Raw genomic sequence first — 20916 nt, 5'->3', positions numbered from 1 at the left:
TGACAATCTGAGTGGTGTGACAAAAAGTTGCATATCCTGACAATCTTGATCGCTGTTAAAAAAATGTAAACGGGTGTTTGATTTTTGATCTCACCAGGAATACTCTGGTCAGACCATAACGATGAAAACAACAAAAGTGATGTCTGCTATGTACCCACATTTACTACAGCCATTGGATTTGGGCTTTACTCAGTTGCGCAACCGTGTCCTGATGGGCTCAATGCATACTGGTCTGGAAGAACATAAGGAAGGACTCGACAAACTGGCCGCTTTTTACGAAGAGCGCGCTAAGGGTGGGGTCGGTTTGATTGTCACCGGCGGCTTTTCACCCAATTTACGCGGCCGTCTGCATCCTTTCAGCGCCGAATTCAGCAAACCGAAACATGCCCGTGCTCACCGGGTGATCACTGAAGCGGTGCATCGTCACGGAGGCAAAATCGCACTACAAATCCTACATGCCGGTCGCTACGCCATGCATCCGTTTGCCCAGAGTGCCTCAAATATCCGAGCGCCGATTGCCAAATTTGCCCCCAGTGAAATGAGCTGTCGCCAGATCAACAATACCATCGACGCTTTTGCCAACAGTGCGCAACTGGCTCAGCAAGCGGGTTACGATGGGGTGGAAGTGATGGGCTCGGAAGGGTATCTGATCAACCAGTTTATTTGTAAGCGCACCAATATGCGTTATGACGAGTGGGGTGGCAGTTACGAAAACCGTATCCGTTTCCCGCTGCAGATAGTAAAAGCGATTCGCCAGGCGGTGGGCGAAGAATTTATCATCATTTTCCGCTTGTCGATGCTGGATCTGGTGGAGCAGGGCAGTACGCTGGACGAAGTGGTACTGTTGGCTCAAGAGTTGGAAAAAGCCGGAGTTACCATCCTCAATACCGGTATCGGCTGGCATGAAGCAAGGATTCCGACCATAGCGACCCAGGTGCCGCGCGCAGCGTTTACCTGGGTAACCGAGAAAGTCAAACCGCATGTCAATGTTCCGATCGTGACCTGCAACCGCATCAACAACCCGGCGGATGCTGAACACATCATTTCCCATGGTCAGGCTGATATGGTCTCCATGGCCAGACCATTCCTCGCCGACCCCTATTTTGTCGCCAAAGCGGAAAAAGGTCAGGCACAACTGATCAACACCTGCATCGGTTGTAACCAGGCTTGTCTGGATAACGTTTTTAAAGGGCAGCGGGCCAGCTGTCTGGTCAACCCGATTGCCTGCCGGGAAACTGAACTGCGGATCACACCTGCTGAGCAGAAAAAGTCGATCGCCGTCGTCGGTGCTGGTCCGGCTGGGCTGGCTTGTGCCACCACCCTGGCCAGACGCGGTCACCATGTCGATCTGTTTGAGAAAAATGACCGTATTGGTGGCCAGTTCCGTCTGGCGATGCAGATCCCCGGCAAAGAAGAATTCCGGGAGACGATCCGCTATTTCGCCAATCAGATCGACATCACCGGCGTGAATCTGCATCTGGACACCGAAGCGAATTTTGACCTGTTGGCTGAGTATGATGAAGTGGTGATGGCTTCCGGAGTTGAGCCGCGTAAAGTGGCGATTGAAGGGGTCGATAATGCGGAAAAAGTGGTCGATTACCAGACCTTGATTCGGGAAAAGACCCCGCTAGGTGAGAAAGTTGCGATCGTTGGTGCTGGTGGTATCGGTGTGGATGTTGCCACTATGGTAACCGAGCCGCACGATCATCAACTGGACGACTGGTTACATGAGTGGGGAATAGACAAAGAACTCACCCACCCGGGCGGCTTATACCCTTACCCGGATTCCGTCAGTGATAAAACCGTCTGGTTGCTTCAGCGTCGTAAAGGCAAAGTTGGTAAAGGTCCGGGCAAAACCACCGGCTGGATCCACCGGCGCACGCTGGAAAAACGGGGGGTAAACCTGATCGGCGGCGTGACCTATAACAAAATCAGTGACGCCGGTCTGCAGATTGAAGTTGATGAACAGCCAAGGCTGCTGGACGCAGATAAAGTGGTGATCTGTGCAGGCCAGGAGTCGGTTCGACCATTTGAAAACAAATGGCACCTGTTTGGCAGCAAGTTGCATGTTATCGGTGGCGCAGATCATGCTGGTGAACTGGACGCGGTGCGGGCAATTCGCCAGGGCGTTGAGCTGGCGGTGAAGTTGTAACCTAGCGCAGCAACATCCACGACTGACACTTAGCAATAAAAATGGCGCCAACGGGCGCCATTTTCAGTTTAATCGTCGCTCAACATCGTGTTAGCAAGATTACAGAATAACCGTTCTGTTGCCGTAGACAAACACGTGGTCATTCAGAACTTTATTGAGTGCTTTACTAAGAACATTCTTTTCTACGTCGCGACCGGCCTGCGCCATATCGCTGGCGCTGAAGTTGTGATCAACTGGAATAACGTCCTGTTTGATGATCGGCCCCTCATCCAGATCATTGGTTACGAAGTGCGCGGTCGCACCGATGATTTTCACACCGCGTTCATAGGCCTGCTGATACGGTTTGGCACCGATGAAGGCCGGTAAGAAACTGTGGTGGATATTAATTATCCGGTTACGGTACTTTTCAACGAAGTTCGGTGTCAGTACCCGCATATACTTGGCCAGAACCACGTAGTCAGCCTGGTATTGATCCAGTACTTCCATCACTTTCTGCTCATGTTCTTCACGGTTTAAGCCTTCATGAGAGACGCAGTGGTAAGGGATATCGAACTTCTCGGTCAGGCCTTGCAGTTTGTCGTAGTTGCCGATCACCGCCGAAATTTCAACGTCCAGGCTACCGTCATAAGTCTTCATCAGGATATCGCCAAGACAGTGTGCTTCCTTGGTGACCAGAATGACAATTCGCTTGCGGCGGGAGCTGATCAGTTTACGTTTGGCTTTCTCAGGCAGCGCCTGATCCAGATCGGCCAGTAACGTCTGGTCGTTGAAATAGCCTTCCAGCTCGGTGCGCATGAAAAAATGGCCGCTGATATTATCCACGAATTCGTTGTTGTGAATGATATTCAGCTGATGCTTGTAACAGATGTTGGTAATTTTTGAAATAAGGCCCGGTGCGTCAGTGCAGTGGGTCAACAAGGTTTTCTTTTCCATTGTGTTGCTACTTCCGTGAGTATTTTTAGAATCGTAAATTTTTCCTGGGCGCACCCGAAAAGCCGAGTCGCAATATGACAGTAACAATTAAACTATTATTTGGTCGGTTTCAACCAATTCTCCCACCTGCGGTGTGATTATTCCAAGTTTTCTCTTAATAATGAAATCTGCGGTTGCCGTGAGGGGAAAGCGAGTCGCACCTAAGCGGTAAATTTGCCATAATCCGGCTAACGAATTTCCGCTCAGCCGAGACTATGATAAACAAAACCTTTTCTGCTCAAGGGGCGCTGGGGAAAGTGATCCCAGGTTTTCAGCCCAGACAGGCACAGCTAGATATGGCCAATGCGGTAGCCAGCACCATCAGCCAGTCAGGGCAGCTGGTGGTAGAAGCCGGCACCGGAACCGGCAAAACCTTTGCTTATCTGGTGCCAGCGCTGCAGAGCGGCAAGAAAACCATCATCAGTACCGGCTCAAAAAACCTCCAGGAACAGCTTTTTCATCGCGATTTGCCGCAGATGGTCAATGCGCTGGGTTTTTTTGGTGTCACCGCGTTGCTCAAAGGGCGGGCCAACTATCTCTGTCTGGACCGGCTCAGCCGGCAGATGCTGGAGAGCCATAACGCCGCTGCCGATCCGAGTTTGTTGTCGCAACTGGTCAAAGTGCGCAGCTGGAGTTCAGAAACCCAGACCGGCGACCTGGGAGAATGTGAAGCTATTGCCGAAGACAGCCCGGTGATCCCTACCATTACTTCCACCAATGATAACTGCCTGGGCAAAGAGTGCCCGAGTTACAGTGACTGCTTTGTGCTGAAAGCGCGTAAGCGGGCAATGGATGCCGATGTGGTGGTGGTGAACCACCACCTGTTCCTGGCGGACCTGGCGATCAAAGAAACCGGCTTTGGCGAGCTGATCCCGGAAGCGGAAGTGTTCATATTCGATGAAGCACACCAGTTGCCGGATATTGCCAGCCAGTATTTTGGCCAGTCGGTATCCAGCCGTCAGGTTCAGGAGTTGGCGAAAGACATTGAAATTGGCTACCGGACCGAGGCCAAAGATATGCGCCAGCTGCAAAAAGTAGCACAAAAGCTGCAGCAGTCTGCCATGGACGTACGGATAATCCTCGGCGAACCGGGGTATCGCGGCAACTGGCGTGAGGCGCTCAATTCGCCTGCCGTCGCCCGGGAAATGGCCAGACTGATTGAGGCGGTGGATTTCGCTATCGAAGTGCTCAAGCTCGCGATCGGTCGAAGCCAGTTGCTGGACACTGCATTTGAGCGGGCCAATACCATCAAAGGCCGCCTTGACCGGGTGTGCGATATTTCCATAACCGGCTATTCCTACTGGTTTGACACCACCCCGCGCCATTTCAGCCTGCATATCACACCGTTGTCGGTGGCAGACAAATTTCATGAGCAGATAGAGCTTAAGCAGGGCGCCTGGATCTTTACTTCGGCCACGCTGGCGGTCAATGATGACTTTAGTCATTTTACCCGCCGCCTGGGCCTTAAGCCGAGCCAGCAATTTTCTCTGCCCAGCCCGTTCGACTATCAGCAACAGGCTCGATTATGTGTACCGCGATACTTGCCTGAGCCCAACAGCCCGGGTTTAGCCCAGAAACTGGTCACTATGCTGGCACCGGTGATAGAGCAGAACCAGGGGCGTTGTTTCTTTCTCTGTACTTCGCACAGTATGATGCGTGAATTGGGTGAGTTATTTCGTGCCCGCCTGTCACTGCCGGTTCTAATGCAAGGGGAAACCAGCAAACAGAAAACCCTGTCTGAATTCATGGAGCTGGGCAACGCTTTGCTGGTGGCAACCGGCGCATTCTGGGAGGGGATTGACGTTAGAGGCAATACCCTGAGCTGTGTTATCATCGACAAACTTCCGTTTACCGCCCCGGATGATCCGCTGCTTAAAGCGCGGATTGAAGATTGCCGACTGCGCGGCGGTGAAGCATTTGCCGAAGTTCAGTTGCCTGACGCCGTGATAACGCTTAAGCAGGGTGTAGGCCGGCTGATTCGGGACCAGAACGATCAGGGAGCCTTGATCATCTGCGATAATCGACTGGTCACCCGTGATTACGGCGGGGTATTTCTGGCCAGCCTGCCGGCAATACCCAGAACCCGGGATTTGGCTAACATCCAGCAGTTCTTGCAGCAGATTGCCAAGAGCGATGAGTGATAGCGGTAACCGACAACAGAAAGCTTTAACTGAAAACTAATACCAGAGATATACATGAGTGCAAAAATTCTTGCTCTAGATACCGCCACAGAGAACTGTTCCGTTGCTCTGCGAGTAGGTGACCAGACTTTCGTCCGCAGTGAAGTGGCGCCGCGCGACCACACTAAGAAAATTCTGCCAATGGTGGATGACGTACTTAAAGAGGCCGGCCTGACTCTCGGAGAGCTGGATGCACTGGCGTTTGGCCGTGGGCCGGGCAGTTTCACCGGAGTCCGCATCGGTATTGGTATCGCCCAGGGGCTGGCCTTTGGCGCAGATCTGCCTATGATCGGCGTTTCCACCCTGAAAGCCATGGCGCAGGGCAGTTTTAGACGTCATCAGGCCGAACATGTTGCTTGTGCCATTGATGCCCGGATGAATGAGGTCTATTGGGGGCGTTTTAGCCGGTTAGCAAATGGCGACTGGTCTGAAGCAGAGCCGGAATGTGTCATTCCGCCGGCTGAACTGAACACCCTGCTGAGCGAAGCGGACAATCAGTTCCACTGGCACACGGCCGGCACAGGATGGCAAAGTTATGCTGAGGAGTTGGCGCAGTTGACGCTGCCACTGGTTCAGGGTGACGTCCAGTTCCCTGAAGCCGAAGATATTGCCTTTCTGGCCCAGTTTGCACTGGCTGACGGTGCTACGGTGAGCGCTGAACAAGCCAGCCCTGTCTACCTGCGCGATAAGGTTGCCTGGAAAAAGCTGCCGGGTCGCGAATAACAACAGTGTCGAGTGCGCTCTGAATTGATGCGTCACAGAGAACGGGTCTACTATGGTATCAATTAACGGTTTACCGCCGTCGCATCCTTCCCGAGTCCAGCGAGCCAACAAGGCTAAGCGTAAAGATGAGGTGAAGCCAAACGATCAGCAGGCGGCGGTGACTCAACCGAGTAAAGTCGCCAATGCGGTAGCCAACTCGATCCGGTCGGCCGACCCGGCAGATATCCATCGGGCGCAGCTGCAGTATGATCTGCCGGAAGGTCGTGGCCGTAAGGCATTAGAAGAGTATATGGATGTGATGAATCAGGCCCGGCGAGAGGAACTTGCGCATCTGCTGGGCGTCGATATCTATATATAATGAAATTCTGTCTTCTTGTTAAAGAGAGGCTGCCATGTTAAATACACGACCAGTAAACACACCCATTTTAGGCTCATTGTTAGCGGTGCTGCTGTCGATGATGCTCTCCGCCTGTGCGTCATTGCCGGCTGAATTGAGTTCGGAAAATCCCGATGTTGTCACCAGTTATACTGTCTGGACCGGACAACCAGAACAATCCGTTGAAGTCCGGTTAGGCGGGGTTATTGACCGGTTGGAAAATTTACAAGACAAAACCCGCATTGAAATCGTCAGCCTGCCGATAGACTCGGCCGGTCGGCCGGATATTGACGTCGAACCTCAGGGCCGTTTTATCGCTTACGTCGATGGTTATCTGGAGCCGGTCACTTATGCCAGAGGTCGCTTGATTACCGTGTTAGGCCAATCTACAGGGGAAAGGGAAACGGTTAAAGTGGGGGAATCTGAGCATCAGCTACCAGTGATGCAAGCAACCGGCAGCCATGTATGGCGGATAGAGCAACGTATGATCATTAACGATTACGGTGCTCCGTTTCAGTGCTGGGATGAGTTTTGCGATTGGGGCTACGATTTTGGTCCACGCCAGCGCGAAGGACGCATCATTCAACAAGTAAAATAAAAATGAGACAAAAACAGTACCCGATAGCAGATGGTCATATTACCACTTTGGAACTTGGCGACGCCGGGAGTGCAGAGCACTCGATGGTGTTTGTCCACGGTTGGTTAGACAATGCTGCCAGCTTCGAACAATTAATGCCGCAACTGCATCAGCAGTTACCAGACTGGCACCTGTGCGCCATCGACCTGCCCGGCCATGGTCTTTCAAGCCATAAACCGGGCGGCAGCTTCTACCCGTTTCACGATTATATTGATGACCTGCACCAGTTTCTGAGTGCACTGCCGGCCAGTCAGGTGGTGCTGGTGGGGCATTCTCTCGGCGCTCTGATCACCAGCTGCTACAGTGCCGCCTTCCCGGAGCAGGTATCCGGGCTGGTGCAGATTGAAGGTTATGGCCCGCTGGCCGAGGAACCGCAGTTGTGTGTGGACCGGTTGCGACAGGGGGTGATCGACCGTCAGCGCTTGCGCCGTAAGCCGGTACGTGGCTTTGATTCGCCTGAGCAGGCCATAATGCGCCGGGCAGGGATCAACCAGGTTAGCGAACAGCAGATCGCACCGATTGTCCTGCGTGGTTTGGCGCAGCGTGAACAGCGCTGGTGGTGGCGTCATGATATCCGGTTGCAGAGCGCATCGCTGTATCGCATGGACTTTCAACATGCCGAACAGTTTATTCAATCGGTCCGCTGTCCACAGCTGGTCATTCTGGGTCAGGATGGCTATTCCCACCTCAAATCCAACATGCTGAAGAATGAACCGCCACACGCGCAATTTTTGCAAATCCCCGGCGGCCACCACTGTCATCTGCAGCATCCGGATAGAGTAAATGCACTAATTTCTGATTTAGTTAACAAAATTAAAACATCTGTTTAAGTGGTTCGTGCTCAGTGCCGATTGCTGTGCTGTAATAGTGCCGATAATAAATAGGTAACAATTTTGCTGTGTCACTGGCACAGCGTTGCTGGTCAATAACGAGGAGTAACAACGTGGATAAACCTTGGCTTGCACGCTATCCGAGCGATGTACCTGAGACCATCAATCCAGACCAATACCCATCCCTGGTGGAAATGTTCGAACAGTCGGTACAAAAATATGCCGACCAGCCTGCCTTTATGAACATGGGCGTGGTGATGACTTTCCGCAAACTGGAAGAGCGCAGCCGGGCGTTTGCGGCCTATCTGCAAAATGACCTCAAACTGAAAAAGGGTGATCGTGTCGCATTGATGATGCCGAATCTGCTGCAGTATCCGGTTGCGTTGTTTGGCATCCTGCGGGCCGGTATGATTGCTGTCAACGTTAACCCGCTCTACACCCCGCGAGAACTGGAACATCAGCTCAATGACGCCGATACCAGGGCGATTGTGATCGTGTCTAACTTTGCCAGCACTCTGGAACAGATTGTCGATAACACCCCGGTTAAACATGTGGTCCTCACCAGTCTGGGCCAGATGCTGCCGCGCGCCAAAGGTACCCTGGTGGACTTTGTGGTCAAATACGTGAAAGGTATGGTGCCCAAATATGATTTGCCCGGGGCCATTTCCATGCGTAAAGCCTTGCAGCAGGGGCGCCGGCAGCAGTATGTCAAACCGTTTATGACCGGTGATGATATTGCGTTTCTGCAGTATACCGGTGGAACCACCGGGGTAGCCAAAGGCGCAATACTGACCCATCGCAATATGGTCGCCAACGTGATGCAGGCAAAAGGTGCGTATGGACCTGTCCTGACTCCGGGGCGGGAAATGGTGGTCACCGCACTGCCGCTTTATCACGTGTTTGCATTGACGGTAAACTGCCTGCTGTTTGTTGAACTGGGTGGTGCAAACTTGCTGATCACTAACCCGAGAGACATTCCAGGCTTTATTAAAGAGCTGCAAAAGTATCCCTTTACCGCGATCACCGGTGTTAACACCCTGTTCAATGCTCTGGTGGCAAATGAAGATTTCCATGAGCTGGATTTCAGCCATCTGAAATTGTCCGTGGGCGGTGGTATGGCCGTGCAACGTGCGGTGGCCGAGCAATGGAAAAAGTACACGGGTGTCCATTTGCTGGAAGGCTACGGTCTGACGGAGTGCTCTCCTTTGGTGACGGGCAACCCGCATGACCTGACCGAATATACCGGCGCGATAGGTTTGCCGGTGCCGTCGACGGAAGTCCGTATTGTTGACGACGAGGGCCGGCCGCTGCCGCTGACGGAAGTGGGCGAACTGCAGGTGCGCGGACCGCAAGTAATGCAGGGTTACTGGCAGCGCCCTGAGGCAACCAAGGAAGTGATCGACCCGGACGGCTGGCTGTCGACCGGTGATATCGTCAAATTCGATCAGCAGGGGCTGATCCATATTGTTGATCGTAAGAAAGATATGATTCTGGTGTCCGGCTTTAACGTCTACCCGAACGAGATCGAAGACGTGGTTGCGCTGCATGGTAAAGTGTTGGAAGTGGCCGCAATCGGTCAGCCGCATGATGTGTCCGGCGAAGTGGTCAAAATCTACGTGGTGAAACGAGATCCGAGCCTGACTAAAGAAGAGTTGATTGCTCACTGCCGACAGCATCTAACCGGTTACAAAGTGCCAAAACTGATCGAGTTTCGTGATGAGCTGCCAAAAACCAACGTCGGAAAGATACTTCGCCGGGTACTGCGCGAAGAAAATGACGCTAACATGGCTAAGGCCAGCTAGCCATAACAGCGCAAATTCAATCAAATAGTGCTAAGATGCCGGCTCAGAGAGTCGGCATTTTTTTCAGCCACAGCAACAGCGAGATATTTGTGGATTACCAAATCATAGATCAAGACCAGGAGTTAGCTCAGATTTGCCAGCAGGCGAGGGAAGCTGACGTTGTTATGCTCGATACCGAATTTGTCCGGATTCGCAGTTTCTATCCCCAATTGGGCCTGATCCAGTTATACGATGGCGAACGACTATCCCTGATCGACCCTCAGCAAATTTCGGATATGACCCCGCTGGTTCACCTGCTGACCGATGCCTCGGTGTTAAAAGTGCTGCATGCCTGCGGTGAAGATTTGGAAGTGTTCAACAATGCCATGAACTGTGTTCCACAGCCAATGGTCGACTCGCAACTGATGGCGGCTTTTCTGGGCCACGGCCTCTCGACCGGCTTTGCCACTTTGGTGAGCGAAGAGTTGGGGGTGGAGCTGGATAAAAGTGAATCCCGCACAGACTGGACGGCGCGACCACTGAGCCAGAATCAGCTTGACTATGCCGCCGCTGACGTCTTCTATCTCTGGCCGCTCTACCATCAGTTGCAGCAAAAAGTTCAGCAGGCAGGTTGGTGGGATGCGCTGCAACAGGAAAGCGATCTGCTGGTCAGTAAACGTATCCGCAGCACCGACCCGGACCAGGCATACCTGGACATCAAAGGGGCGTGGCAACTGAAACGCAAAGAGCTGGCGATACTGAAAGTGCTGGCAACCTGGCGTTACAAAGAGGCGGTGAAGCGTGACCTGGCGCTGAACTTTGTCTGGAAAGAGAACGATCTGCTAACCGTCGCCAGGTTGGGCATCAGCTCAATGAAGCAAATGGAGCAGGCGGGCTTTGATCCAAGAGCAATACGTCGTCACGGTAACCGTATCATCGCGCTGGTCAAAGCCGCCCAGCAGATTCCGGCCGACGAGTATCCGGAAGCGATTGAGCGCCTGATGGACCAACAGGGTTACAAGCAGCTGTTCAAACAGTTAAAAGATGAAGTAAAACATGTTGCGCAGGCGACAGGCCTGGCGAGCGAATTTCTCGCTTCTAAAAAACAGCTTAATCAATTGATTAGCTGGGTATGGAAAAAGCAGCGCAGTCCGGCGGAATTGCCCGACTTAATGCAGGGCTGGCGACTGGACTTACTGGGTGAAAAACTCGACCGCCTGATCAAGTAACAGTAGTTGGGTGGTAGGAATTAAAAGGGCGTGCATTGCACGCCCTTTTAATTTGTTCGGTCTGGCTGGTTTAACCAGCCAGAACATCCGTTGCAACTTTGTAGCTTGGATCTTCTTTAACATTGATTTCCACCAGGCTGCCGGCTTTATGTAGCAGCGCGCGGCAATCCTGACTTAAATGGCGCAGGTGCAGAGTCTTACCGACGCTGGCGTAGCGTTCTGCGATGGTTTCGATCGCTTCAATGGCGGAATGGTCCGCTACCCGAGACTGGGCAAAGTCAACAATCACATCCTGTGGGTCGCCTTGTGAGTCGAACAGCTCCAGGAAGTTGGCTGCGGAACCAAAGAAAATCGGTCCGTTGATTTGGTACACTTTGGACCCTTCTTCATTAATGTGACTGCTGGCGTAGATATGTTTAGCGTGTTCCCAGGCAAACATCAGCGCAGATACGATCACGCCCACGGCGACCGCAATCGCCAGATCGGTAAACACGGTCACGATCGTCACCAGGACAATAACGAAGAAGTCTTGTTTAGGTACCCGGCGCGCCAGCTTGAATGTTGCCCATTCAAAGGTCCCGATAACCACCATAAACATCACACCTACCAGCGCTGCCAGTGGAATCATCTCAATCAGTGACGACGCAAACAGGATAAAGAACAGCAGCATCAGCGCGGCGACAATGCCAGACAAGCGGCCACGGCCGCCGGAATTGACGTTAATCATCGACTGACCGATCATCGCACAGCCACCCATAGCGCCAAACATGGAGCAGGTCACGTTGGCCAGACCCTGGCCCATACATTCCCGGTTAGACTGGCCACGGCTGTTGGTCATTTCATCCAGCACGGTCAGGGTCAACAGCGATTCGATCAGACCAATCGCCGCCAGAATCACCGCATAAGGCAGAATGATCTGCAGCGTTTCCATTGTCATCGGTACGGCTGGAATTGAGAACGTTGGTAGCGTACCTGCCAGGGTAGCAGCCTCATTGCCTGACATCGCACGCAGGAAGTCCACCACGGTACGGGTTTCCAGTCCCAGCCCTTGAACCAGCAGGGTAATGGTGACGATAGCAGCCAGTGAAGATGGGACCGCAGTGGTGATCTTTGGCAGGAAGTGAATGATAGCCATGGTTAAGGCGACCAGGCCCAGCATCAGCAGCATCTGGTCCTGAGGTAGCCAGGTCAGCATACCGCTCAGGTCCGGTGCTTTAAACTGGCCGAGTTGGGCCAGGAAAATCACGATTGCCAGGCCGTTAACAAACCCTATCATTACCGGGTGTGGCACCATGCGAATAAATTTGCCCAGCTTGAACAGGCCGGCGGCGATTTGCAGAAAGCCGGCAAACAGAATCGCGGCAAACAGGTATTGGACGCCATGACTGGCCACCAGACTGACCATGACCACCGCCATGGCACCGGTTGCTCCGGAAATCATGCCTGGACGGCCGCCAAAGATGGAGGTAACCAGGCCGACGATAAAGGCGGCGTACAGGCCGACCATAGGGTCAACGCCGGCCACGAAGGCAAAGGCGACCGCTTCTGGCACTAAAGCCAGGGCAACAGTCAGGCCTGATAAAACATCATTTTTTACACTGTGTTTGGAAAACTGCGGAAATTCGAACATGAGTAGGTTTTTGGCTGCTTTAGTTTTAAGTTTCTGATGGCTGACTCCAGACACTGCGTGTGCGGTTTAGAATCAGATGAAGAATAGATTGAGCCGACGAATGCTACCGAAAAGTGTGATTAAGTTCAATAATAAAGCGGATTTAGCCGATAAATAAGGCAAATGGGCATAAGTGGTGGCTCATAGTGAACGAAAAGGGCAGCCGAAGCTGCCCTTTCTATTTATGCCAATCTCAGTAACTGCTAGGTTTACTCATCGCGGCACCCGCCTGATCGCGAGCAGACTGACTACCTGCTCCACGCATTTCGTAGCGCTCGGTGCGGAACGGCGCCGCATTGATGGTAATCTCGCTCAGCGTATTTGAACCTGGCGCTTTGGTCATCGGTGATGACGCATGGGCTTTCATCCGTGGCTCAACGGCATCTGCTCCTGATTCAGTAGCAGGCGACTTTTCGACAGCTTCAACTGCAGGCGCGTCGGCCGGCTCTACCGGAAGCTCAGGCTGGCTGGCTTCCTGCGGCGCTGGCTGAGTGGACTCCACCACGGCTGCAGGTTGACTGCTTTCAGCGACTTCTTGAGCTGCAGGTGCTTGCGTTGCAGCTTCTGCTGCAATGACTACTTCTGGCTTGCTTTCTTTAGTCTCTGCAACTGCTACCTGTTTTGGTTCAGCTGGTGCAGGAATATCCTGAACCACTGCTTGAGTGGCAATGATCACTTTGCCCATCGCCATTTCCGGACAAGCGACACCGCCGAACACGGCGCTGGCTGAAACTGGCAGTGCTTCGTTTACAGTCTGCTCAGCGGCAGCCTGCTGTGGCGCTGACTTAGCTTTAGGTTTGGCCAGGTCGTAACGTGGCATCACTTTACCCATTGCCATTTCCGGTGACGCAACACCGCCTTTACGCAATCTGAATGGATTCGGACGACGATCGCGACCGCGACGACGGCGTTGACCATTGGCACGCAGGTGACGTGGAGAACGGCGATTACGGCGTTGTTTTGGCTGTTCGCCTTCGCTGTTGTCAGCCGCGCTGGTTTCAACGGCTTGTGGCTGTGGTTCAGCCTGTCCTCCCGCCGGTTGCTCGACAACTTCCGCTTCTGCTGCGGCATTCTGGTCCTGAACGCGAACCCGTTTGTTCAGTTTACGGCGCTGGCGACGCTCTTTAACCTGAGCCGTTTTCGTTTCAGACTTGGCTGCTTTAGCACTGTCTTCATCGCGGGCGGCTTCGGCTGCCAGTTTCTGGCCTTCTTCAACCAGCTGAGTGCTCTTGACTTCGTCACGCTTAGGACGGCGATCCTGTCTGCCTTTACGACCTTTACCTTTAGCCTGCTCTTTGGCTGCCGGCTTGTCGCTGCTGGCTTTTTCAGCTGGCTTTTCATCGCGAGTAGCCGGGCGAGCGGCACCACCGTCACGGCGTTTATCACGAGACTGACGCTTGCGCTGGTCCGGACGACGGCGTTGGCGATTGCCTCTGTCACCCTGCGGCTTGCTTTCGACTTCTTCTACTACTTTGGTTTCTTCTTCGGCAGAACCGCTAAACAGTTTGCCAAGAGCAGTAAAGAAACGGCTAATCAGACCAGGCTGAGGTGCTTCCTGAACCTTAGCCGCGGCCGGTTTGGCTGCAACTGGTGCTGGTGCTGGTGCAGGCGCCGGGGCTGACTGAGCTGGCGCCGCAAAGCCTTTCAATGCTGGCTCTTCAATCCTGCGTGGTTTAGCTTCTACTTCAGTACCTTCACGACCTTCAGCCTCTTTCATGGCATCCAGTTTTTTCGGCAGCAGGTAAGAAAGAAGATCAAACTCTTCCCCTTCACGGACACGAATCACTTCGAAGTGCGGGGTTTCCATGTCGGCATTTGGCACGACAGTAATTTTAACTTCCTGGATTCGCTCAATGTGATTGACCGAGCGGCGTTTTTCGTTCAGCAAGTAAGAGGCGATAGGAACCGGAACCACGGCCAGTACCTGGGCGGTGTTGTCTTTGAGTGCTTCTTCTTCAATCAGACGCAGTACAGACAGTGCCAGTGATTCGTTATCACGAACTACACCGGTACCGGTACAACGCGGACAGATATGGTGGCTGGCTTCCGCCAACGATGGGCTGAGGCGCTGACGTGACATTTCCAGCAGGCCAAAACGGGAAATTCGGCCAATCTGAACACGGGCACGGTCAATACGCACTGCATCGCGCAGACGATTTTCGACTTCACGCTGGTGACGAACTGGGGTCATATCGATAAAGTCGATCACCACCAGACCACCTATGTCGCGCAGACGTAATTGGCGGGCAATTTCATCGGCAGCTTCCAGGTTAGTGTTCAGTGCGGTTTCTTCGATATCGCCGCCTTTGGTGGCCCGGGCAGAGTTGATGTCGATGGAGGTCAGCGCTTCAGTCGGGTCGATAACGATCGAGCCACCGGATGGCAGACGCACTTCGCGCTGGAACGCAGATTCGATCTGACTTTCAATCTGGTAGTGACTGAACAGCGGAACTTCGCCTTCGTATTTTTTAACCCGGTTAATGAAATCCGGACGTACCAGGCGAATATGCTCCAGAGCACGCTCGTAAATGGTATTGCTGTCGATCAGGATTTCACCGATATCGCGGCGCAAGTAGTCACGAATCGCACGGACGATGACATTACTCTCCTGATGGATCAGGAAAGGCGCTGGATTAGAATCGGATGCACCCTTGATCGCCTGCCAGTGATTAAGCAGAACGTTTAAGTCCCACTCCAGCTCTTCAGCACTTTTGCCTACACCAGCAGTGCGGACAATCAGGCCCATGCCTTGTGGCAGTTCCAGAGTACTTAAAGCAGCTTTGAGTTGAGTACGTTCATCACCTTCGATACGGCGGGAAATACCACCGGCACGAGGGTTGTTCGGCATCAATACCAGGTAGCTTCCTGCCAGTGAAATAAAGGTGGTCAGTGCCGCACCTTTGCTGCCGCGTTCTTCTTTTTCGACCTGTACAATGACTTCCTGACCTTCTTTCAGGACTTCTTTGATACTTGGGCGACCTTGATAGGTGTAACCTTCAGGGAAATATTCGCGGGCGATTTCTTTGAGAGGAAGGAAACCGTGTCTTTCGGCACCGTAATCTACGAAAGCAGCTTCAAGACTAGGTTCGATACGGGTGATACGTCCTTTGTAGATATTTGCTTTTTTCGATTCATGCCCCGGACTCTCGATGTCGAGATCGAACAGGCGTTGGCCATCGACCAAAGCAACACGCAACTCTTCTTTTTGAGTTGCGTTAATTAACATTCTTTTCATTTAATAAAATCTCGTTTTCTTTCTTTTATTGCATAACGCATGGTTGTTGCTGGTCGCCTGATTCATGGTGCCTGATCCCATGGCTATAGTGGTGCAGCCTCCCGGCTGGAGGGATGCTCTGAGGGCACTTCAGTCATCACAAGTTGATCTTATGATCCGCAATTGGGCGGTATATACTCAACATGAACGGGCGTGAGTGGACAACAAACGTGCTAAACCCAGTAATGTCTTACGCCAGTTGCTGCATACGGTATTTAGCGGAAATTACTCAAATTATGCTCAAAAATGCTCGGCTTGATTAAAATGTAGCCATTGCACTTCTTGCAGGTGTGAACTATAGCAGTCCCTTATGAACACAGCAATCTGCTTTGTGGTAATTCGGGAACAAAGGTAGATTATTTGTCAATTTTAGGATCGTTAACTTGCTGTAAATAAATATTAATTCCTGCCGTTGCTGAAAACTTTTAATTTTGGCTGAAAAAATCGCGTCTTAACCGACGGAGAAGCAGCTGAGTAGAGATAAAAATGCCGTTATTCACCATTTTCTTTTCAACAAACTCTCTATCGCAGCCAAATGCGGTGATACAATAGCGCCATGACTGCTGTAAGAACTCAAGTCCAGTTCGTCGAAATCGACGCAGATATGGCTGGCCAGCGAATTGACAACTTTTTACGTAACCACCTGAAAAGCATCCCAAAGAGCATGATTTATCGGATTTTGCGCAAGGGTGAAGTGCGGGTGAATAAAAAGCGGGTCAAGGCTGAATATAAACTCCAGGCGGAAGACGTGATTCGTATTCCGCCCCTGACTATTGAACCGCAGGCCGACAACAAAGCCCCGAGTACCAAGCTGGAGAGGGTGGCCGAGTTGGAACAGAACATACTGTATGAAGACGATCACCTGTTGGTACTGAATAAACCCTCAGGCACTGCCGTTCACGGGGGCAGCGGGCTCAAGTTCGGTGCGATTGAAGCGCTCAGGGCACTGCGGCCACAGGCACGTTTTCTGGAGCTAGTGCACCGGATTGACAGAGATACCTCAGGCATACTGTTGGTGGCGAAAAAACGCTCGGCACTGCGTCATCTGCAGGCCCAGTTCAGAGAAAAGACCGTCAAGAAATTCTATTTTGCTCTGGTGATGGGGCAGTGGAAAAACAGCTGCAATAAAGTCACGGCACCGCTACTGAAGAATGAGGTTAACAGCATTGTCCGGGTCAACCCGAATGGCAAGCCTTCAGAGACCCGTTTTAAAGTGTTGGAAAAATTTGCCCAGGCGACCTTAGTTCAGGCCAGCCCGATCACCGGGCGAACTCACCAGATCCGGGTTCACTGCCAGTATACCGGTCACCCAATTGCCTGGGATGATCGCTATGGTGATCGCCGCTTTGATGCTTACACCGGCCGTTTCGGTCTCGACCGGCTGTTTCTGCATGCGGCTAACATCCGTTTTATCCATCCGGCCACCGAGCAGTGGCAAGAGATCAACGCGCCTATGGATACCCAGTTAGAGACAACGCTGGCAGGGCTGAGACAACAGGCTGACTGATCCAGACTCGTTGGTGACACACAACAAACGGTAGCGCTCAGCTACCGTTTTTCATCGTACATGTCTGAGCGAGCATCGTTATGTGGTCAACGAGCCAATTACAATACCGGCATTCCCTGTTTTGCCAACAGGGTCACCAGCTCAATCAGCGGCAGGCCTATCAGGCTGTTCGGATCTTTGCCTTCCAGACGTTCGAACAGCGCGATTCCCAGCCCTTCACTTTTAAAGCTGCCTGCACAGTAATAAGGCTGTTCGAGGTCGACATACCGGGCTATCTGCTCATCACTCAGGTGGCGAAAGTGAACCGTGAACCGGTCCAATACCGTCTCGACGCTGTCCTGCTCACTGTTGTACAGCGCCAATCCGGTATAGAAATCGATGCTTCGACCGCTTTGTCGTTTCAGTTGTTCAATCGCCTTATCCCGGCTCAGCGGCTTACCGACAATTTCTCCGTCTATCACACAGACCTGGTCGCTGCCGATCACCAGGCTGGGATTGGAAACAGGGCAGGAGCGGGCTTTGCGCTCAGCCAGTCTGAGCACCAGCTGCTGGGGCATTTCACCGCTTAACGGTGTTTCGTCGCAGTCTGGTTCGGCGGTTTCGAACGCTAGCGCGAGTTTTTCTAATAAAGCCCGCCGGTAAGGCGACGTGGAAGCTAAAACCAGTTGGTATTTTTTCATTTTAAATTACAATTTATCCGACATTTGAACCAAGTTATCCGTAGGATAGCCTTGCTTAAATTGGTTCTCTAGCGGAAAGGAAAAAAACGATAACTTTTTTGCCTTTTTCTTTGACTCAAAACGATTTGGAAGATAGAATTCGCGCCCTATGCAAAAGGTAAAAATACCGCGAACGGTTGATCCGGCAAAAGCGGCACAAAAAAGACTCGACTACGATGGCATCATCCAGGTCAGCCTTTTTAAGCGCTTAGAGGAATCGGTCGAAGGCGTTAAACGCGACGCTCAAGTGTCACTGTCATTTGGGTTAGATGAGCAGCGGCTCGTTGTTATCTCTGGTAAAGCTAACATCGAAGTCGATTTAGAGTGTCAACGCTGTAACGAAAATTTCGCACATCAGTTAGATGTCGAATTCACTTATACACCGTATTACGGTGAAAAGAGTGAGCAAGACGCACCGGAAGAGTACGATTTGGTAGATCTGAACGAGTACGGTGAAGTTGATTTGATACAGTTGGTTGAAGACGAGTTCATCTTGAACTTACCCCAAGTTGCGATGCACGACGAAGCGGATTGTAGCGTTAATTCAGACAATTTGGTGTTTGGTGAACTTCCTGAAGAAGTTGAGGAAGAGAAGCCGAATCCATTCGATGTTTTAAAGAGCCTAAAGAAGTAATTCTTTACGCATTAACATAGGAGTAGGGTCCATGGCCGTACAACAAAACCGTAAAACACGTTCTAAGCGTGGTATGCGTCGTTCACACGATGCCCTGTCTACCGCAGCACTATCTGTTGACGCAACTTCAGGTGAAACTCACCTGCGTCACAACGTTACTGCTGAAGGTTACTACCGCGGCAAAAAGGTTATCAACAAGTAAGGTTGACCTTTGCAGAATATAACCGTTGCACTTGATGCAATGGGCGGAGATTTCGGTCCCCGCGTCACAGTGCCTGCCGCAGTGCAGGCACTGTTGCATTTCCCAGAGCTGAAAGTGATTCTGACCGGTGATCAACAAGCGATCACCTCTCAATTATACGAACTTGGTTACCACAACGAGGCACGATTGCGCGTTGTACATTGTGACCGGGTGATTTCAAATACCGAAAAACCTTCCCTGGCCCTGCGTAGCTGCGCTGGCAGTTCCATGGCAACCGCCATTGATCTGGTCTCGGACCATCAGGCTGATGCCTGTGTCAGCGGCGGAAATACCGGCGCTCTGATGGCCATTTCCCGCTTCCGTCTCAAGTTACTTCCCGGCATCGATCGTCCGGCGTTGGTCTCCGCCATGCCGACCGCAGCCGGCAACAAAACCTGGATGCTGGATCTGGGTGCCAACGTATCCAGTGATGCTGATTCGCTGTTCCAGTTTGCTGTCATGGGCAGTGCGTTAGCTGAGCAGCATCTTGGCCAACAACCAAGGGTGGCGATTCTCAATATTGGTGCAGAAGAGATAAAAGGTAATGATCTAGTGAAGCGCTGCGCAGAAATGCTGAGTCAAACCCAGTCGCTCAATTATATCGGCTATATTGAGGGGAATCAGTTATTACACGATGTCGCCGACGTGGTAGTGTGTGACGGCTTTGTCGGTAATGTATGTTTAAAAACCTGTGAAGGGACGGCGCAGCTTTTTATAGATAAGTTACGTGAAAAAATGACGGCCTCATCTATAAAGAGTTGGATTGCAAGAAAATTGTTTTCCGGGTTATTTGATGAACTAAAAACATTGAACCCCGACCAGTATAACGGTGCAAGTTTGCTAGGATTGCGCGGCATTGTCATTAAAAGCCATGGAAGTGCTGATGTAACTGCAGTCATCAATGCGATTGGCGAAGCAGTACACGAGGTCAAACGACAGGTACCAAGCCGTATTAGCGATCGTTTGGAAGCGGTTTTACTCGAGAGGCATTATTAGTCTTCATGTATAGCAAAATATTAGGTACTGGCAGCTACCTGCCATCTCAAGTGCGTTCTAACGCAGACTTAGAGAAAATGGTAGACACTAGTGATGAATGGATCGTTGCCCGTACGGGGATTAAAGAACGCCGCATCGCTGCCGAGAATGAGACAGTTGCCGACATGGGCTATCTTGCCGCGAAAAATGCAATTGAGATGGCGGGTATCGACAAAAACGATATCGATTTGATCTTGGTTGCAACAACCAGCGGATCTCACGCTTTCCCATCAGCAGCCTGTCAGGTGCAAGCACTGCTTGGTATTAAGCATTGCCCAGCTTTCGATATGGCAGCGGCCTGTTCAGGTTTTGTGTATGCGCTTTCGGTTGCCGATCAATATATCAAAACCGGCCATTGCAAAAATATTCTGGTTATCGGCGCGGATGCGCTGTCTAAGACCTGCGATCCCAATGACCGCTCTACCATCATTTTGTTCGGTGATGCCGCAGGAGCCGTGGTCGTAGGCGCGAGTGAAGAGCCGGGTATTCTTTCTACTACTATTAACGCAGACGGCCGCTTTGGTGATTTATTAAGCCTTAAGCATCCGCACCGACGTGACGAAGTTACCGGTGAGTTCGAGCATAGTGAAGATATCAACTGCTGGTTACACATGGCCGGTAATGAGGTCTTCAAAGTCGCGGTGACTCAACTTTCTCGTCTCGTTACTGAGACGTTGAAAGAAAATGGTATGGATAAGTCAGAGCTTGACTGGCTGGTTCCGCACCAGGCCAACCTGCGCATTATTTCAGCCACGGCGAAAAAGCTCTCTATGTCTATGGAGCAAGTGGTCGTCACACTGGATCGTCATGGCAATACGTCAGCGGCCACCATTCCGACGGTCATGGATGAAGCCGTCCGAGACGGCCGCATTCAAGAGGGGCAGTTGCTCTTGCTGGATGCTTTCGGTGCCGGATTCACTTATGGCGCCATGCTGGTCCGGTGGTAGCGGCATGGCG

General features: G+C 52.0%; 17 protein-coding genes. 13 read left to right on the top strand and 4 right to left on the bottom strand.

All coding sequences use genetic code 11. The annotated features are described in order from the left end of the window. The first annotated feature begins 148 nt into the window (after nucleotides 1-148). On the top strand, nucleotides 149-2152 hold the full coding sequence (locus ACQY6F_RS02510; protein ID WP_428772108.1) for an FAD-dependent oxidoreductase: 2004 nt from the start codon (nucleotides 149-151) through the stop codon (nucleotides 2150-2152). 99 nt (nucleotides 2153-2251) lie between these two features. Here ACQY6F_RS02510 and purU read toward each other — a convergent pair whose 3' ends face one another. Next, entirely contained in the window at nucleotides 2252-3085 is an 834-nt protein-coding gene (gene purU, locus ACQY6F_RS02505) for a formyltetrahydrofolate deformylase (RefSeq protein ID WP_428772002.1), read from the bottom strand. Between the two features lie 254 nt (nucleotides 3086-3339). On the opposite strand from purU, the gene ACQY6F_RS02500 reads away from it, so the two are divergent. From ACQY6F_RS02500 to rnd, 7 genes are all read left to right on the top strand, one after another. Continuing rightward, complete coding sequence (locus ACQY6F_RS02500; RefSeq protein WP_428772001.1) at nucleotides 3340-5265, top strand: ATP-dependent DNA helicase; 1926 nt, start codon at nucleotides 3340-3342, stop codon at nucleotides 5263-5265. A gap of 54 nt (nucleotides 5266-5319) precedes the next feature. Next, nucleotides 5320-6027, top strand: coding sequence for a tRNA (adenosine(37)-N6)-threonylcarbamoyltransferase complex dimerization subunit type 1 TsaB (gene tsaB, locus ACQY6F_RS02495; RefSeq protein ID WP_428772000.1), 708 nt, complete (start codon nucleotides 5320-5322; stop codon nucleotides 6025-6027). 52 nt (nucleotides 6028-6079) lie between these two features. Beyond that, nucleotides 6080-6385, top strand: a complete 306-nt coding sequence (locus ACQY6F_RS02490) for a chromosome partitioning protein ParA (RefSeq protein WP_428771999.1) — start codon at nucleotides 6080-6082, stop codon at nucleotides 6383-6385. A 34-nt stretch (nucleotides 6386-6419) separates the two neighbouring features. Further along, nucleotides 6420-7001: a Slp family lipoprotein gene (locus ACQY6F_RS02485; protein WP_428771998.1), complete on the top strand. Its 582-nt coding sequence runs from the start codon at nucleotides 6420-6422 to the stop codon at nucleotides 6999-7001. Nucleotides 7002-7003: 2 nt separating this feature from the next. Next, nucleotides 7004-7870, top strand: a complete 867-nt coding sequence (locus ACQY6F_RS02480) for an alpha/beta fold hydrolase (protein ID WP_428771997.1) — start codon at nucleotides 7004-7006, stop codon at nucleotides 7868-7870. Between the two features lie 113 nt (nucleotides 7871-7983). After that, nucleotides 7984-9672, top strand: coding sequence for a long-chain-fatty-acid--CoA ligase FadD (fadD, locus tag ACQY6F_RS02475; protein ID WP_428771996.1), 1689 nt, complete (start codon nucleotides 7984-7986; stop codon nucleotides 9670-9672). An 89-nt stretch (nucleotides 9673-9761) separates the two neighbouring features. Continuing rightward, nucleotides 9762-10880, top strand: coding sequence for a ribonuclease D (gene rnd, locus ACQY6F_RS02470; RefSeq protein ID WP_428771995.1), 1119 nt, complete (start codon nucleotides 9762-9764; stop codon nucleotides 10878-10880). Between the two features lie 70 nt (nucleotides 10881-10950). Here rnd and ACQY6F_RS02465 read toward each other — a convergent pair whose 3' ends face one another. Together ACQY6F_RS02465 and rne are read right to left on the bottom strand one after the other, a co-directional pair. Next, nucleotides 10951-12510, bottom strand: a complete 1560-nt coding sequence (locus ACQY6F_RS02465) for a SulP family inorganic anion transporter (protein ID WP_428771994.1) — start codon at nucleotides 12508-12510, stop codon at nucleotides 10951-10953. Nucleotides 12511-12742: 232 nt separating this feature from the next. Continuing rightward, on the bottom strand, nucleotides 12743-15784 hold the full coding sequence (rne, locus tag ACQY6F_RS02460) for a ribonuclease E (protein ID WP_428771993.1): 3042 nt from the start codon (nucleotides 15782-15784) through the stop codon (nucleotides 12743-12745). A gap of 595 nt (nucleotides 15785-16379) precedes the next feature. On the opposite strand from rne, the gene rluC reads away from it, so the two are divergent. Continuing rightward, nucleotides 16380-17330, top strand: a complete 951-nt coding sequence (rluC, locus tag ACQY6F_RS02455; protein ID WP_428771992.1) for a 23S rRNA pseudouridine(955/2504/2580) synthase RluC — start codon at nucleotides 16380-16382, stop codon at nucleotides 17328-17330. Nucleotides 17331-17428: 98 nt separating this feature from the next. Here rluC and ACQY6F_RS02450 read toward each other — a convergent pair whose 3' ends face one another. Beyond that, nucleotides 17429-18010 carry a Maf family protein gene (locus ACQY6F_RS02450; protein ID WP_428771991.1) on the bottom strand — a complete coding sequence of 194 codons (582 nt, stop codon included), beginning with the start codon at nucleotides 18008-18010 and terminating at the stop codon, nucleotides 17429-17431. A 148-nt stretch (nucleotides 18011-18158) separates the two neighbouring features. On the opposite strand from ACQY6F_RS02450, the gene yceD reads away from it, so the two are divergent. Genes yceD through ACQY6F_RS02430 form a run of 4 tightly spaced genes read left to right on the top strand, consistent with a single transcriptional unit; the run spans nucleotide 18159 to nucleotide 20906 of the window. After that, nucleotides 18159-18683 (top strand): 23S rRNA accumulation protein YceD, encoded by a 525-nt coding sequence (gene yceD, locus ACQY6F_RS02445; RefSeq protein ID WP_428771990.1) that lies wholly within the window; start codon nucleotides 18159-18161, stop codon nucleotides 18681-18683. Between the two features lie 31 nt (nucleotides 18684-18714). Continuing rightward, entirely contained in the window at nucleotides 18715-18885 is a 171-nt protein-coding gene (rpmF, locus tag ACQY6F_RS02440) for a 50S ribosomal protein L32 (protein ID WP_428771989.1), read from the top strand. Nucleotides 18886-18894: 9 nt separating this feature from the next. After that, on the top strand, nucleotides 18895-19920 hold the full coding sequence (plsX, locus tag ACQY6F_RS02435; RefSeq protein WP_428771988.1) for a phosphate acyltransferase PlsX: 1026 nt from the start codon (nucleotides 18895-18897) through the stop codon (nucleotides 19918-19920). 5 nt (nucleotides 19921-19925) lie between these two features. Further along, nucleotides 19926-20906 carry a beta-ketoacyl-ACP synthase III gene (locus ACQY6F_RS02430; protein ID WP_428771987.1) on the top strand — a complete coding sequence of 327 codons (981 nt, stop codon included), beginning with the start codon at nucleotides 19926-19928 and terminating at the stop codon, nucleotides 20904-20906. The last annotated feature ends 10 nt before the right edge of the window (nucleotides 20907-20916 follow it).

The sequence above is a fragment of the Vibrio sp. genome, from assembly GCF_050299255.1.
In the GTDB taxonomy this organism is placed as follows: domain Bacteria; phylum Pseudomonadota; class Gammaproteobacteria; order Enterobacterales; family Vibrionaceae; genus Vibrio.
Note: the sequence above shows the minus strand (reverse complement) of the source record. Positions and strands in the feature narration are given on the sequence as shown.

Excerpts from the sequence above, each read along its gene's own strand:
- rne (WP_428771993.1), bottom strand. The coding sequence starts at position 15,784 with ATGAAAAGAATGTTAATTAACGCAACTCAAAAAGAAGAGTTGCGTGTT.
- purU (WP_428772002.1), bottom strand. The coding sequence starts at position 3,085 with ATGGAAAAGAAAACCTTGTTGACCCACTGCACTGACGCACCGGGCCTT.
- ACQY6F_RS02450 (WP_428771991.1), bottom strand. The coding sequence starts at position 18,010 with ATGAAAAAATACCAACTGGTTTTAGCTTCCACGTCGCCTTACCGGCGG.
- ACQY6F_RS02500 (WP_428772001.1), top strand. The coding sequence starts at position 3,340 with ATGATAAACAAAACCTTTTCTGCTCAAGGGGCGCTGGGGAAAGTGATC.
- rpmF (WP_428771989.1), top strand. The coding sequence starts at position 18,715 with ATGGCCGTACAACAAAACCGTAAAACACGTTCTAAGCGTGGTATGCGT.
- ACQY6F_RS02490 (WP_428771999.1), top strand. The coding sequence starts at position 6,080 with ATGGTATCAATTAACGGTTTACCGCCGTCGCATCCTTCCCGAGTCCAG.
- ACQY6F_RS02485 (WP_428771998.1), top strand. The coding sequence starts at position 6,420 with ATGTTAAATACACGACCAGTAAACACACCCATTTTAGGCTCATTGTTA.
- rluC (WP_428771992.1), top strand. The coding sequence starts at position 16,380 with ATGACTGCTGTAAGAACTCAAGTCCAGTTCGTCGAAATCGACGCAGAT.
- ACQY6F_RS02430 (WP_428771987.1), top strand. The coding sequence starts at position 19,926 with ATGTATAGCAAAATATTAGGTACTGGCAGCTACCTGCCATCTCAAGTG.
- ACQY6F_RS02480 (WP_428771997.1), top strand. The coding sequence starts at position 7,004 with ATGAGACAAAAACAGTACCCGATAGCAGATGGTCATATTACCACTTTG.
- ACQY6F_RS02465 (WP_428771994.1), bottom strand. The coding sequence starts at position 12,510 with ATGTTCGAATTTCCGCAGTTTTCCAAACACAGTGTAAAAAATGATGTT.
- yceD (WP_428771990.1), top strand. The coding sequence starts at position 18,159 with ATGCAAAAGGTAAAAATACCGCGAACGGTTGATCCGGCAAAAGCGGCA.
- ACQY6F_RS02510 (WP_428772108.1), top strand. The coding sequence starts at position 149 with ATGTACCCACATTTACTACAGCCATTGGATTTGGGCTTTACTCAGTTG.
- tsaB (WP_428772000.1), top strand. The coding sequence starts at position 5,320 with ATGAGTGCAAAAATTCTTGCTCTAGATACCGCCACAGAGAACTGTTCC.